Annotated in this window: 11 protein-coding genes; 1 reads left to right on the top strand and 10 read right to left on the bottom strand. The window is 68.7% G+C overall.

Going from position 1 to position 12,476, the window contains the following annotated elements:
* Positions 1-18: 18 nt before the first annotated feature.
* From ACFV2X_RS37895 to ACFV2X_RS37885, 3 genes are all read right to left on the bottom strand, one after another.
* Positions 19-1,935: a hypothetical protein gene (locus ACFV2X_RS37895; RefSeq protein WP_385625667.1), complete on the bottom strand. Its 1,917-nt coding sequence runs from the start codon at positions 1,933-1,935 to the stop codon at positions 19-21.
* Between the two features lie 655 nt (positions 1,936-2,590).
* Positions 2,591-4,177 carry a terminase large subunit domain-containing protein gene (locus tag ACFV2X_RS37890; RefSeq protein WP_385625665.1) on the bottom strand — a complete coding sequence of 529 codons (1,587 nt, stop codon included), beginning with the start codon at positions 4,175-4,177 and terminating at the stop codon, positions 2,591-2,593.
* A complete protein-coding gene (locus tag ACFV2X_RS37885) occupies positions 4,149-4,688 on the bottom strand; it encodes a hypothetical protein (protein ID WP_385625664.1) in 540 nt (179 codons plus the stop codon). The genes ACFV2X_RS37890 and ACFV2X_RS37885 overlap by 29 nt, the downstream gene beginning before the upstream one ends.
* 115 nt (positions 4,689-4,803) lie before the next feature.
* On the opposite strand from ACFV2X_RS37885, the gene ACFV2X_RS37880 reads away from it, so the two are divergent.
* Entirely contained in the window at positions 4,804-5,253 is a 450-nt protein-coding gene (locus ACFV2X_RS37880) for a hypothetical protein (RefSeq protein WP_385625663.1), read from the top strand.
* Positions 5,254-5,461: 208 nt separating this feature from the next.
* Here ACFV2X_RS37880 and ACFV2X_RS37875 read toward each other — a convergent pair whose 3' ends face one another.
* The 7 genes from ACFV2X_RS37875 to ACFV2X_RS37845 form a co-directional block, all read right to left on the bottom strand.
* Positions 5,462-6,118: a restriction endonuclease gene (locus ACFV2X_RS37875; protein ID WP_385625661.1), complete on the bottom strand. Its 657-nt coding sequence runs from the start codon at positions 6,116-6,118 to the stop codon at positions 5,462-5,464.
* Positions 6,119-6,153: 35 nt separating this feature from the next.
* Positions 6,154-6,699, bottom strand: coding sequence for a hypothetical protein (locus ACFV2X_RS37870; RefSeq protein WP_385625659.1), 546 nt, complete (start codon positions 6,697-6,699; stop codon positions 6,154-6,156).
* Positions 6,700-6,788: 89 nt separating this feature from the next.
* A complete protein-coding gene (locus ACFV2X_RS37865) occupies positions 6,789-6,917 on the bottom strand; it encodes a hypothetical protein (RefSeq protein ID WP_267882255.1) in 129 nt (42 codons plus the stop codon).
* Positions 6,901-9,081 carry a hypothetical protein gene (locus tag ACFV2X_RS37860; RefSeq protein WP_385625658.1) on the bottom strand — a complete coding sequence of 727 codons (2,181 nt, stop codon included), beginning with the start codon at positions 9,079-9,081 and terminating at the stop codon, positions 6,901-6,903. The genes ACFV2X_RS37865 and ACFV2X_RS37860 overlap by 17 nt, the downstream gene beginning before the upstream one ends.
* A 22-nt stretch (positions 9,082-9,103) precedes the next feature.
* A complete protein-coding gene (locus tag ACFV2X_RS37855; protein WP_385625657.1) occupies positions 9,104-10,744 on the bottom strand; it encodes a hypothetical protein in 1,641 nt (546 codons plus the stop codon).
* Between the two features lie 599 nt (positions 10,745-11,343).
* The gene (locus ACFV2X_RS37850) at positions 11,344-11,703 is read right to left on the bottom strand and encodes a hypothetical protein (RefSeq protein ID WP_385625656.1); all 360 of its coding nucleotides are present in this window, start codon (positions 11,701-11,703) and stop codon (positions 11,344-11,346) included.
* Positions 11,704-11,728: 25 nt separating this feature from the next.
* Positions 11,729-12,476, bottom strand: a 748-nt coding sequence (locus tag ACFV2X_RS37845; RefSeq protein WP_385625655.1) for a hypothetical protein, incomplete at its 5' end; no start/stop codon positions are given.

The following is a 12,476-nucleotide window of genomic DNA, read 5'->3' as shown; positions in this document are numbered from 1 at the left end:
TCAACGATCGCACGATTGTCATCCGGTGTTGCCCCCGCTCTGCCCTGGCGGGGTGTTTCCGCTGGTCGGATCGGTGCCGTCGCCGGGTTGGCCGCTCTGCTGGCCGGGCACCGGGGGCAGTTGGGGTGTGGGCGGCACGGGGTCGGGCTCGATCTTGATGCCGAGGAAGTCACCGACCGCCGCAGTGTCGCCGGTGGCGTCCGCGAGCGCCTTCGCCTGCTCGAACTGCCGGGACTCGATCCGCTTGATCTCCTCAGCCACATCATCGATCGGGAACCCCGCCTCGGCGAGCATTCGGACCGCGGTCTCGCGGCTGAAGACCTTGTCGACGCCAGCGGTGACCTGCTCGAGGATCGACTGCTTGTCGGTCGGGGCGTAGGGACCCCAGGTGATGTGCGCGGGCTGGACGGTGACCCCGGCCCAGTCGGGGTGTTGCCCGGCCAGGTAGAGGCGCTGCACGAACCGCAGGAGCAACCCGTACTTGTGGTCGCGGGCGAGCCGCATTCCGCCGACGAGTGAGTCCAACGGGCCAAGGGACAACTGAAGCGCGTAGCCGGACGGCACCTTGGAAGGGTCGAGCGTGCCGAGCGCCACGGCGGGGAGCCGGGCCACGTTCGCGGCACGGTCCTTGAGGTCGTGGACGTGCTCACGGAGCCCGGCCAACTGGGGGGCCGTGTCGATGCTGGTGAGGCGTCCGTTCTCGCCGAGGTTCCAGGCTGTGCCGGGGGCGACGTCGAGTTGGGAGCCGTCGCGGCCGGTCTGGACTCCGGAGATGCCGATGATGGGCGCGCCGGTGGTCGCCGAGGCACGGCTGGAATCGGTGTCGGCGCCGGCCAGTTCGTCGAAGACCTGGAGCACCTTGGCGAGGGACGACTGCCCCCAGTGCTCCTCGGCCGGCGGCACGGTGTTGGGGACGTGGATGACCGGGATGAAGTCGATGAGCAGATCGAGACGGTCCAGGACTTCGCCGTCGGAGCGGGTCGCGAAAGTCGCCACGCTCAGGGGCAGGGAGTCGACGTCGACCGGGCCTTTGATGTCGCCGAGTTCCCAGGTTGCGTCGGTGAGGTAGCAGGTGACGAATGATGGCTCGTCATTCCAGAGGTACTGGCGAGAGATCGCCCCGGTATCGGGGTTGAGGGTGTCGCCGGGGGTGAGCGGCGGTGGGGGCAGCTCGATGCCGTCCGGAGAATCGATCGGCTCGGGAGCCGGGAGGGGTGCTCGTACGGCTCGGCCGGACTCGTCGACACCGGAGGCGGTGGCGGGGCGTATCCAATCCAGCTCGTAGGTGATCCTGCGCAGCCGCGCCTTCAGGCCGCGCTTCGGGTCCTCGGGCAGTTCCCAGGCGAAGTGGACGCGGGTCGGGTACTCCCCGCCATCGTCGTCCTCGCCGATGACCGGGAAGTAGAAGCCCGGGTCGGAGACGCGCAGGGTGGGCCGCTTCTTTCCGGGGTCCCATGCCAGCCGGTACACGCCGTCGCCGAGGGAGACGGCCTTGCGTTCGCACTGCTGCGTCCGCATCGGCAGCTGCTCGGCCTCCGCCCACTTCTCCAGGAGTTCCTGCACGCGGGCGGCGGCGGCTGCCTCGGGGGTGGGCTGGCCGTCGGTGGTGTCGTCCTCGGCGCCGGGCACGGTGATGTGCTGCTCGCGGCCCAGGACGTGCGCCATGAGGGTGTCGACGAACATCGACGGGTCGCCGAACTCGCGCCGGTCCCGGGCGTGGATGTCGCCGCCGACCTCGGCCAGCTCGGCGGCCTGGTTCTGGTCGTAGGCGGCGAGGAGCTTGTAGGCGGCGAGGCGCTTCTCGTCCTCGGCTGGCACCCACATGGCCTGGGCTTCGGGGAACGCGCGCCGGTTGGGCATGCCGAGGTCGTTGCTGTAGATCGGCTTGTAATTCAGCCACGACCAGGCGTGGATGACGACGCTGCGCAGGCCCACCGGTGTCCCTCCGAGTCAGGCCCCGCGCCTGATCACAGAGTACGGGTGGCGTCGAGGAAGGTTCCCCTGGCTGTGACCCGCGGGAGACCAGAAGTCGTTTGCCCGCAATTCGCGTGAATGCCTGATCTGAGGGACCACCCAAATGGGCTATCTCGGTGCCGGGACCCCCTCAAGGGTACGAATTTCCCAGCTACTGCTCTGAGTTGCCCACCGCACCGCATAGAGTGATCCCATGGCTCGCACGCTCGGAGCCTGTCGTCAATCGCCGACCTCTTTGCCGGTCATGGAGGGGGGTGAGGTAGATGGCGAAGCACAGAAAACGGCAAGGTCGGGACTTCGGTCTGTTGCGCTTGATGATCAACGTTTTGCGCCTGGCAGTGGCACTGATCATCTGGCGCGGAGGTGACCACTAGTCCCGCCCTTGCCATCCGGTCTGGGGCCGCCTCCTGCACGAGGCGGCTCCAGCTGGTTGTTAACGCACCGTTTTGTGTGCGCAACCACTATTGCGGTTCCACTGTAGGCCAACATTTAGATCACGTGTGGTGATTCCACATTGGAGATCACATATTGCAGCCCACTTTTGCTGCCACATTTACTAGCGCTCCGCTTGTAATCGCGCACCAATAGGTCTATAAATCTGGCGCTTTGTCCGGGTTCACCGGCGCCCGGACAGCCGATGATCGGCGTACGGCGTGCTTCCCGTGACCGCCGCAGCCGGGTTGGCCAGTTCAGTGAGCAGATGTACGGCTGAGTCCATACGGTCTGGTGAATCCATGCCGGGCATCCAGGTCGCCATCTGTCCCTCGAGACGAGGGAACTCCCCCACGTGGTGGACGAGGCCCTGTTCGTAGATCTGAGCGATGGGCTCGGCGCGGAGGCGTTTGCCCTGCTTGGCGTTGACCGTGATGATGCGGGGCATCACCCGGCCGTTCGTGAGTCCGTCGCGCTGAAGCTGCTGCCACGCCTGGATAACGTTCTGACGAGCCATGTCCCCGCCATAGTTGGTCTCCACGATGATGGCGTCCGCGTCCAGCTCGAGCGCGAGAAGGCACGTTGCCCGGCCGCGCTCATCGGCGGACAGCTTCGCGGACCGGTCGGCGAGCAGGTAGCAGTGCCCGTCGGCGGTGCGGCCGCCACCGGTGATGCCGGATTCGTCGTTGGTGTCGTCGCCGCCCCCAGCGGGATCGAGGCAGACGGCGGTCCGTACGAGGTCGACGCCGCGGAACTGCATGGGTGTGACCCTGTGGTCGGTGATCCAGGACCACTTCCACACTCCGCCCTCGAGCGGGCGGGGTTTCTGCATGTACAGCGACCACCACACGCGTTCACCGACGGCGCGCCGGATCTTCTCGAGAGCCTTCGTCCCGTACCGCAGCGGCCACAGGGGTTCGCCAATGGGCCGGCCGAGGGGGTCGTCTTCGGAGTCGGCGAGTGCCGGGAGGTCAAGGACGGTCCAGTCCTCGGCGTCTTCTCCCTCGAGGATCCGGCCGGCCAGGTCGTGCTCGTGCCAGCGGGTCTGGATGACGATGATGGAGCCGCCGGGCTCGATGCGGGTGTTGAGGACGGACGTCCACCATTCCCACAGGCGTTTCCGCATGGTCGGGGACTGGGCTTCGGCGTCGTCCTTGATCGGGTCGTCCACGATCGCGAGGTGCGCGCCCTTACCGGTGAGTCCGCCGCCGACACCAGCGGTGACGAGACCGCCCTCGAGACGGTCGCCCGTCACCGGGTCGGCGAGGTCGAACCGGTTGGCTGCTTTCGACCCGGCGTGGAGGGCGATGCCGAGCTGGTCGCCGTAGGCGTGGATGGCGTCGCGGATCCACCGGCCGTGGTCGTCGGCGAGGTCGGCCGAGTAGGAGGCGATCATCACGCGGCGCTCGGGGTGCCGGGCGAGGAACCACAGGGGTGCCCACCTCGCGGCCCGGCGCGATTTTCCGTGCCGTGGAGGAGTGGTGATGAGGACCTTGCGGGGGTGGCCGCGGGCGATGTCCCGGAAGACGTCATCGATCAGGTTCAGGTGCCGGGCCTGCTTCTCCCGCCCGTCGGTGAGGACGGCGGCCATCGCGCCCGGGGAGCGCTTGAGGGCCATGTCCCGCTCGACTGCCGCCAGTGCTGTGCGGAGTTCGGGTGATGCGGCTCGGGTGACACGGCGGCGTTGGGTCCGGTTGAGACGTCGGTACTGGGCGAGGATGTCCGCGTGGGGCTCGGCTGTGTCAGTCCTCGTCGGAGTCGCCGTCGTCATCCTGGTCCTCGTCCAGGTCTTCCTCAGCCTCGTCTTCGTCGTCGGCGTCGTCTGGGTGATCGTCTCCATCCGGCTCGTCGTCTCCGGCGATACCGATGAGCCGGTGCAGCTCGGCTGCCGTAGCGTCACGGATGGGGATGGCGCCGCCGCCGGGGCCGGACAGCTCCGTCTTCTCCGGCTCGTCTACGCCGTCGAGCTTGCGTAGATCCGCGATGATCTTGCGTACGGCTTCTGTGGCCTGGAGGTCCTGCCCGCCGATCGCCTTGTCCCACAGTCCGGCGAGCATCTTGGTGAGCCGGGCGCGATGCAGCATCCGGTACTGATCAGCGGCCAAAGCCTCTCTGCGCTGCGCCTTCTCCAGGATCCGGCACAGTTCCTTTGATGCCGCTCCTCGGGATGCCATGCCCAACTCGGCGGCGATCTCGTCGTTGCTCAGTCCGGCCATGGCGAGTTCGAGGTGCCGGGTACGGCGGAGGGCGACTTGTGCCTGCTTGGCTTTGGAGGCGGTCATGGCGGTGGGGCTCCCGCATGTGTGATTGTCGGTCAGGCCCCGCGCCTATGGCCCATGATCGGGCATTTCGGCCGATCCGTTCCCCTGGCCGGGTTGTGGTGGGACGCTGCACGGCATGAGGAGCATGCGCAGGGTGGGGATGATGACGGCGGCCGCCGCGGCGATCGTCGTGGTGCTGGCGGGGTGTGGTGGGGGTGACGACGGCGGGCCTGGGAAGGACAAACCGTCGAAGCCAGCCGCCTCGAAGTCGGCGCCGGCGTCGTCGGCGAAACAGGTGACCGTGGACGAGGCACTGGCCGCGTACCAGAAGGCCGCGGCGGCTGGCTGTACGGATGCGCCGTCCTGCCAGGACCAGATGACGGCCAAGCTCGCCGCAGCGAAGGATCTGCGGGTCGCGCTGACGGCGGAGGATCGGGCGGCGTATGCGGAGCCGATCCGGCTGATCCGGCGAGCGGAGTCGCTGGCGGACCACTACGGGCCGGAGGCGCTGGGCTCGAAGGGTGGGTACGCGGCGGTGAATCAGCCGTTGCAGCAGGCGGTCTCGTGGCTCGCGGTGAACCGGTGATGGCGTGACTCGGCCCCGCGACCTGGGGGCAGATCGCGGGGCCGTGGGCCCGGTGCGGAGGGGAGTGCGCCGGGCGTCTGAGGGGTGTGCGGCCGCTGGCTCGGCGCGGGGACACTAAGCCCGCGGCCGCACTGTTTGATGGTGGGGCATGTTCGGGGATTCATTGCCCCGGGTCCGCCCCCGCTCGGGCTGGGGCGCTGGAGGACGGTCACGCCCAGGGCGGCGGGCCGCCAGCGGTCCACGCCATCAGAGCCTGTCCGTCGACCAGGAGCAGGGGGCGGGCGAGCATGGTGTTGGTCTGGAAGGCGGACCGGGTATAGCCGCTGGTGGTGACGATGACGGCGAGGTCGCAGCCGTGGATGTCGCGGTAGGTGCCGTTCGTCTTCTGCACGTCCTCGGAGGTGACGCGGTTGCGGGGCCCGTACCGCTTGCACTGGATGAGGATGCGGCGGCCACCGTGGAGACGGACGAGGACGTCGAGGCCGCGGTCGTCGGAGCCGCCCTGGGGTGTGGCGCTGCGGACGTGGGGGTCGCGGAGGGCGAGCCGGGCGATGGCGTGCTCGAAGTCGGCGGGGTCGAGGGCGAGGTAGTCGGCGAGGTCGGTGGCCCGGGGCGCGCGGGTACGCGGGATCCGGCGGACGAGGCGGGCTGGCAGCGCGATGGGGAAGCGTCCGCGACCGCGGATGCGACGGGCCCGGGAGCTGCGGCGCACCGTGACGGTCCCGGCCAGGGCGAGCGCGATGGCGGTGCTGGCAGTCTGGATGGGCCAGGTGCGGGCGCAGACGTAGATGGCGAAGAGAGTGAGGGTCCAGCCAGTCAGGCTGAGGTGTAAGCGTGTGGCGCGACGTCGGGCGGTGCGAGACATGGTTCCCCCTGTGGTCGGGATGGTGGGTGGGCTGGTCAGCGGGGCAGTTCGTTGCGGGTCTTGGCCCAGACGCCGCGGGTCTGGGTGTTGATGCTGCGGTGGTCCTGGTGGACGGGCCCGCTGTAGTGGTGGTGGTGCACCGGCGGGGCGGCCTCCACCGTCTCCTTGGCGCGCTTGACGAGGCGGGACAGGGCGAGGATGGGGAGGGCCAGGGCGGCGGGGGCGGCGCAGATCATGCCGACGACCGCAGGGTCGGCGTGTCCGGAGACCCAGAGGATGCCGGTGGCAGCTGTGCCGAGGGCGAGGATGGGGACGCTGCTGGCGACCATCACGCCGCTGATGTTGGTGGCGGTCTCACTCATGGGGGGCCGGCCGGGCTGGGGTACGGGCGGGGTGGGGCCGATGGCGGGGATTGGGGACGGGTCGCGGTACGAGGTGGGGACGTTCTTCCACTGCTCGGTCTGGCCTTGAGTGAAGGCGCTTTCGAGGTCGTTCAGGAAGTTGGTCGCGGCGGTGTTGACGTCGGACTGCCCGGCCTGTGGGGAGGTGGGCTGCTGAGGGTTGGACAGGTTGACGTTCATGGAGGGCTCTTCCTGGGCGCGGCGGGCGGTGGGGTGGATATAGAAAGCCCCCGGGTACGACCCGGGGGCTTTCTGGTCGCGTGGTGGAATCAGTCGGTGTCCGGGTCGTTGACGTTGCCCGACTGTTCGTTGAAGTAGATGGCGGCGAAGCGCACGGCCGAGTTCTCGCTGAGTCCGGCCTTCATCAGGCCGGAGATCAGCTCACTGATGTGCAACATCGCCTCTTCCATCGGGGTCATCTTCATGTCCGGGAACTCGTCCGGCTGCATGGGGAACCTCACCGCTCTCGATTGCCGCGTAGGTTCCATCATCGCCCTTGACCAGCTTGTCCTGAAGGGCGAGTTTCGCGCACAGGTCACGGAAGGTGCGGTTCGACTTTTCGTAACCCGCCTTCACCATCAGCGGGAACACCTCGCTCGGCTTGACCGGCCGGCCGAGCGACGCGAACAGCTCGACCGCGAGCTCGTCGTTCGACTTCGGCGCGACGTTGGTCTTCGCGAGCTCGATCGCCGCGTCCTGCGCTGCGGCCCGCTCGAGCGCGTCCTCGTCGAGCAGGGCCTCGGACAGACGCGGGATCGTCGCGGCGTCGCCGCTGTAGGACACCTCGCTTCCGTCTTCGTCGAGCTCGGGGTGCAGCAGCGAGTGCGCGGGGACCGGCGTCGGCCACGTTTGGTACAGCTCCCACACCGACTCGTGGACCCGGTCGGCGGTCATCTGCCCTGAGGGGCCCGCGCGCAGGTTCGGGATGACGCGGGCCCACCGCTGTCCGTAGGCGAGGCCGGCCGCATTCGCGGATACCTCGTCGAGCATCGGGCGCAGCGGGGAGAGTTGCCGGGCTGCGTCCATGAACAGGTCGACCATGCGCTGCCACTCGGGTGATCCCTCGGGGAACGGGTCGGGCATCGTGGCGTACGCCTTCGCCGGGGTGGGCTGGAAGGGGCCCTTGGTGGTGGACATGTAGACGACGGTTCCGGGGTCGGTGAAGACGGCCATGTCGGGGGCGCCGTGGTCGGGGAACAGCATCTGGAGTTCGCTGGCGTTGTTGGTGCGCAGGCCGATCCTGCCGGGCATCAGCTCGTCCATCGACGCGGTGACGAAGTCGCGGGTGGCGCGCAGGCCGGTGTTCATGACGCGGACGTTCACCGACCGGCCCTCTTCGATGATCCAGTCGAGTCCTTCGGCTGCCGCGTCCGACATGGACTTCGTCTCGTCGACGCGGATGAGGATCGCGGGGAGGTCGGGGCGGGCGGGCAGGTTGTCGACGTTCTCGTCCTCGAGGAGGTCGGCGTAGTACGTCTTGCGCGCGGAGATGATCGAGCGGGCGGCGAGCACCATCAGTTCGCACTCGTCGGCGGTGGTCGCGGGCCAGTCGACGAGGGGTACGCCGATGCCGTGCCGCAGGTAGGGGTTGATGAAGGGGGCGGACATCTTCGCGGAGGTGTCCATGTCCCACAGGATGCCGTCGTCGCAGCGGATGTAGCCGAGGCCGATGGTCTTCATCAGTGCGGTCTTGCCGGAGCCCTGGGCGCCGACGGCGAGGGCGCCTTCGTCCTTGAGGTTCAGGGAGGCTTCGGAGCCGTTGCCGATCCGACCGAACGGGATCGGCTTGTTCACTGTGGACGGGGACAGGCTCGGGTAGGGGATCGCGCCCGCCATCAGGTTCTTCTGTGTGACGGCGATGAACACGACGTTGCGGGGGATGTCGGCGCCTCCGTCGGAAAAGGCGACGCCGCCTCCCTTGGGCAGGTGCAGGGCACCGGCGAGTTCGGCCTCGTACCCCTTCAGGGCGTCGATGTTCATGTGGGATGGGAGAGCAACCTTGACGGTGTATCCGGCGCCGGACGGCCACCGGTCGACGATCGGATCGGCGACGGCGCCTTCGATCCCGCAGATGTCGTACAAGAGCTTCGCCCAACCCTCTTGGGCCTTCGCGATCTCTTCGCCCTGCGCGAGGCGGCGGTCGAGTTCCTTCTCGGCCTCGCGCGTCGTCTCTCCCCACTTGTCCATACCGATGTTCACCGCGGCGCCGGCGGCCCACGTCGATACGCCGATCGCCATCGTCAGCAGCGTCGGGCGGGTGGCGAGAGCGTACGAAAGCCATCCGGTGGTTGCGAGCCACGATGATGCGCGCGCCACCATCACGCGTCGCCATGACCCCTTGGCCTTCTCGTACACGATGGCCGCGCCCGTGCAGACGACGCCCGCGGCGGCGCCGGCCTCCCACGGAATGTCGGCGAGCGGTGCGACGAGCGCGCTTGCGCAGGCGAGTTCGGCGCCCCACGCCGTGAGGCGCCCGGGGGTGACGGCGTCGCGGCTGAAGTCCCAACGCTTCGGCTTGTCCGACGGCGTCTCGAGCCCTGCAGGAATCTGTGCTGTGGTCACGGCCTTGATCTCCTTCCGGTCCTTAGCCTCGACGGCCCTTGACGACGTCCCATGCCTTCTCGGCCTGCGCTCCCTTGCGCGGCTTCGCGTTCAGGCGCAGATCGCGCTCATGGGCACGCTGCGCCGCCTTGATCGCCTTCTGCAGCTCGGCCGCGACGGTCTTGACCTTCGAGGCGGTGGCCCGGACGGTGTCGTCGACGACATCCTCGGTCGGCCACGACTTCGCCATCCGCCGGTACAGGCGCATCACCGAGTCAGCGACGACCTCAACGCCGCGGGCCGAGCCGGCGACCTCGGACAGGCACACGACCATGTGGCCCCGGTCGAAGCCCTTCATCAGGCTGATCAGCTTCTTCGTGCTGCCGTGCGAGGCCGGTACGAGCTTGCCCGAGCCGCTGGTCGTCGCGCCGGTCGGTGAGCTTCCCGCGGGAAGGGCGAGGCGCTGCTGTCCGGCCGACAGGATCGCGGCCCGCAGCTTCGCGCCGTCGAGGGTGCCCGCGGCGTTGCGGATGTTCCACCGTTCCTCGCCAACGCGGGGTTGCATCACGCGGTAGATGTCCTCGCGGTGTGCCTGCACGAAAACGGCGATGATCGTGTCTGCCATCCGTGCGGCGGTCAGGGCCGCAACCGCCGCGTTGTTCATGTGCTTGACGACCGAGGGGTGAAGCGGCGCCGTTTTCTGAAGTGCGGCGGCAGCCTCGCGGACGGCGGTCGCCAGGCTTCGGCACATGGCGGGGATGCCGACGAGCTCGACGACGTGATCCGCCATGTCGGCGTCATCGTCGTTGTGCAGGCCGTTTGCGAGCTGTTCGGCCATGGCGACGAGGATGCGGTAGGCGGACGATCCGCGCACGTCGATCTGGCGGGCGACCGCGACGCCGGCCGTGCTGGTACCCGTCGGCTGTGTCGTGGCTACGGGGTAGGACACGGGGTTGCTCCTTCGCTTTTCGGTCCCCGCCGCGAGGGCGATCAGTTGGTCTTCGCGGTGCAGTTCGAGATCGATTCGCTGGTTCTCTTCGCGGATCCGCTCGAGCTTCACCTTCAGGGGGTCGCCCATGGTGCCGTCCCGGGCGGCGTCCTTCTCTGCCTGCTTGCCAGCGGCGATCGCCTGGCGGCGGCGCTCCTTTTCGCGCTTCGCTTTGACGAGGGCGATACGGTCCTCGTCGATCACGTCGACGTCGATGACGTCGTCGGGGTCGACGCCCGGCTTCGGGGGCAGGTCGTCGTCGACGAGTTCGGCGTCGACGTACTCGTCCGGGTCGTAATCGGGCTTCGGCGGGGCGTCGTCGCCGACGCCGCCCTTCGGCCCCTTCGGGTCTTTCAGGTCGAGGCCGTCGCGGGCCGTCGTCGACGCGGCGTCGTCGTCGCTGCCCTTCTTCTTCCGGTCCTTCTTCGGCTTCTCGGGCTTGTCGCCCCGGTCGCGCCACGGCTTCGGGCTGTCGGGCTGCGGGCCCCGGTCCTTGAGCCACTTGCGGCCCTTGCTGTCCTTCGGGTCCTTCCCGGTCGTGCCCTTCGGGTCGGTGCCGGCGCCCTTGCCCGAGCCGCCGCTGGCGCCGTCGTGCTTCCCGTGCTTCGGCGCCTTGTCGGTCTTGTTCCGGTTCCTCAACTTGTCCGTCAGGCCCTTGCCGGCCTTCCCAAGCTTGTCGGCGACCGGGTCCTTCACCTTCGGCTTCCGGTTCGTGCCGCCGCTGGCGCCGTTCCCGTTGCCGTTTCCGGGGCCCTTCGGCGTCTTGTGTCGACCGCCGCCCGAGCCGTTCGGCGAGCGGTGACGGCCGCCGGGGGTGTTGTTCCTGCCCCCGCCGCCGTTGTTCCGGCCGCCATTTCCGCGCTCGTTCCCGAATGGATCGCGGCCCGAATTCCCCGCGCCCGTGCTGTTCCGGTTCGTGTTCTCGTCGTGCTCACGGCGCCTGCTGCGCCACATCGTGGCGGCGAGAACAGCTGGCGCGGCTATGCCGCCGACGATGGCGCCGACAGGGCCCGCGATCAGGAATCCGGCCCCGATCGCGGCCGTTTCGCCGCTCACGCTGTGTGAGATCGCGGCGTATCCGTTTCGCAACGAGTTGTCTGTGTTGTTCCGGTTTTGGCGCGGGGCGGGGCGGGGCGGGGCGGCGCCGCGGGGCTGCTGAACGACCACGAGGGGGCTTCCTGAGCCGTTCTGGCTTCCGCCCCGCCCCGCCCCGCCGCCGTTGATGTCACTCGGCGTAGCGGCTGAGGGCGTCGGCGAAAGGTCAAACCCGCCCGGGGTAATCGTCTCTGCGCTCATCAGGTCTCCTGGTCGAAAAGGGCCAGGTCAGATCCTGATCGGGCCCAGGCGGATAGGGCGTTGGCGCGGTCAGTGGAGCAGGTTCCGCCAATGGACCGGATGGCCTGGCCGACCGTGCGGCGGGTGATCGGGGCGTTGGTGATGCGCAGCGCCGTGATGGCGGCTCGCTCCCGCTCGGTCGGTTCCACGGTCTCGACGTCCGCCGGTGCGGTGGTGGTCTCGCGTGCGTCGGTGAGCGCGTTTGCCAGGGCGAGGGGGAGGACTCCGAGCGCGGTCTCGATGGCGCAGGGCGTGCAGAGCGAGACCGGGGTGTGAACGGTCGCGTTCTCGGTGCAGGTCTCGTTGATGCAGCGGGTCATGGTCTCTGGTCTCCTGGTCTCGGTCTCAGGCGGTCTCGGTCTCGCCGGTCTTGGGAGACCGAGAGACCTGGGTCTCGGAGGTCTCCTTGAGGTACAGGTCTCGCGCGGTCTTCAGTCGCTTGGCAGCGGTCGCCTTGGGACGTCCGGTCTCGGCGATGGCGTCGTTGAGGGAGACCTTCATGGCGTCTCCGCGAGACCTCATGAGGTCGAGGAGCTTGTTGGTCTCGGTCTCGCGGTCTCCGATAGCGGTGACCTTGCCGGTATCGGGGGAGACCTGGGGGCGGGAGACCGGGAGACTGGTCTCGGTCTTGGTGGTCTCTGTGCTGGTCTTGGTCTCGGGAGACCGGTCTCGCGCCTGGTTGCGGGTCTCGGTCTCAGCGGTCTCGCGGGTCTCGGAGACCGTGGTCTCGGCGGTCTCCAGTCGAGTGGTCTCGCTGCTGTTGGTCTCCAGGGCGCTGGTCTCCAGTCGTTCCAGGGAGACCGATGCCGGGTCGAAACCGGCGGGGGAGACCTCGGGGGTGGCGATGGGGAGACTGACTGTCAGGCGGGCGCGGAGACCGGAGACTTCCTCGCGGCGCTCGGCGACAGCCTCGTGCTCGGTGAGCGCGGCCTTGATGTGAGCGTCGATGGTCTTGCGGGACCGGTTCGGGTGGAAGAGCCATGCCCACTTGCCGAGGACGGGGAGGGTCTGGGCGACGCGGCCGAGGCGGCGCAGGGTCTCGCGGTGGGCGTAGCGGTGGAACATCTCGAACGCGAGCTCGGCGATGACGGGG

It is taken from the genome of Streptomyces sp. NPDC059679 (genome assembly GCF_042734105.1).
In the GTDB taxonomy this organism is placed as follows: domain Bacteria; phylum Actinomycetota; class Actinomycetes; order Streptomycetales; family Streptomycetaceae; genus Streptomyces.
Note: the sequence above shows the minus strand (reverse complement) of the source record. Positions and strands in the feature narration are given on the sequence as shown.

Coding starts and splice junctions, on each gene's coding strand:
- ACFV2X_RS37890 (WP_385625665.1), bottom strand. CDS start 4,177: ATGACGACGGCGACTCCGACGAGGACTGACACAGCCGAGCCCCACGCG.
- ACFV2X_RS37885 (WP_385625664.1), bottom strand. CDS start 4,688: ATGACCGCCTCCAAAGCCAAGCAGGCACAAGTCGCCCTCCGCCGTACC.
- ACFV2X_RS37865 (WP_267882255.1), bottom strand. CDS start 6,917: ATGTTGCACATCAGTGAGCTGATCTCCGGCCTGATGAAGGCCGGACTC.
- ACFV2X_RS37850 (WP_385625656.1), bottom strand. CDS start 11,703: ATGACCCGCTGCATCAACGAGACCTGCACCGAGAACGCGACCGTTCAC.
- ACFV2X_RS37875 (WP_385625661.1), bottom strand. CDS start 6,118: ATGTCTCGCACCGCCCGACGTCGCGCCACACGCTTACACCTCAGCCTG.
- ACFV2X_RS37880 (WP_385625663.1), top strand. CDS start 4,804: ATGAGGAGCATGCGCAGGGTGGGGATGATGACGGCGGCCGCCGCGGCG.
- ACFV2X_RS37870 (WP_385625659.1), bottom strand. CDS start 6,699: ATGAACGTCAACCTGTCCAACCCTCAGCAGCCCACCTCCCCACAGGCC.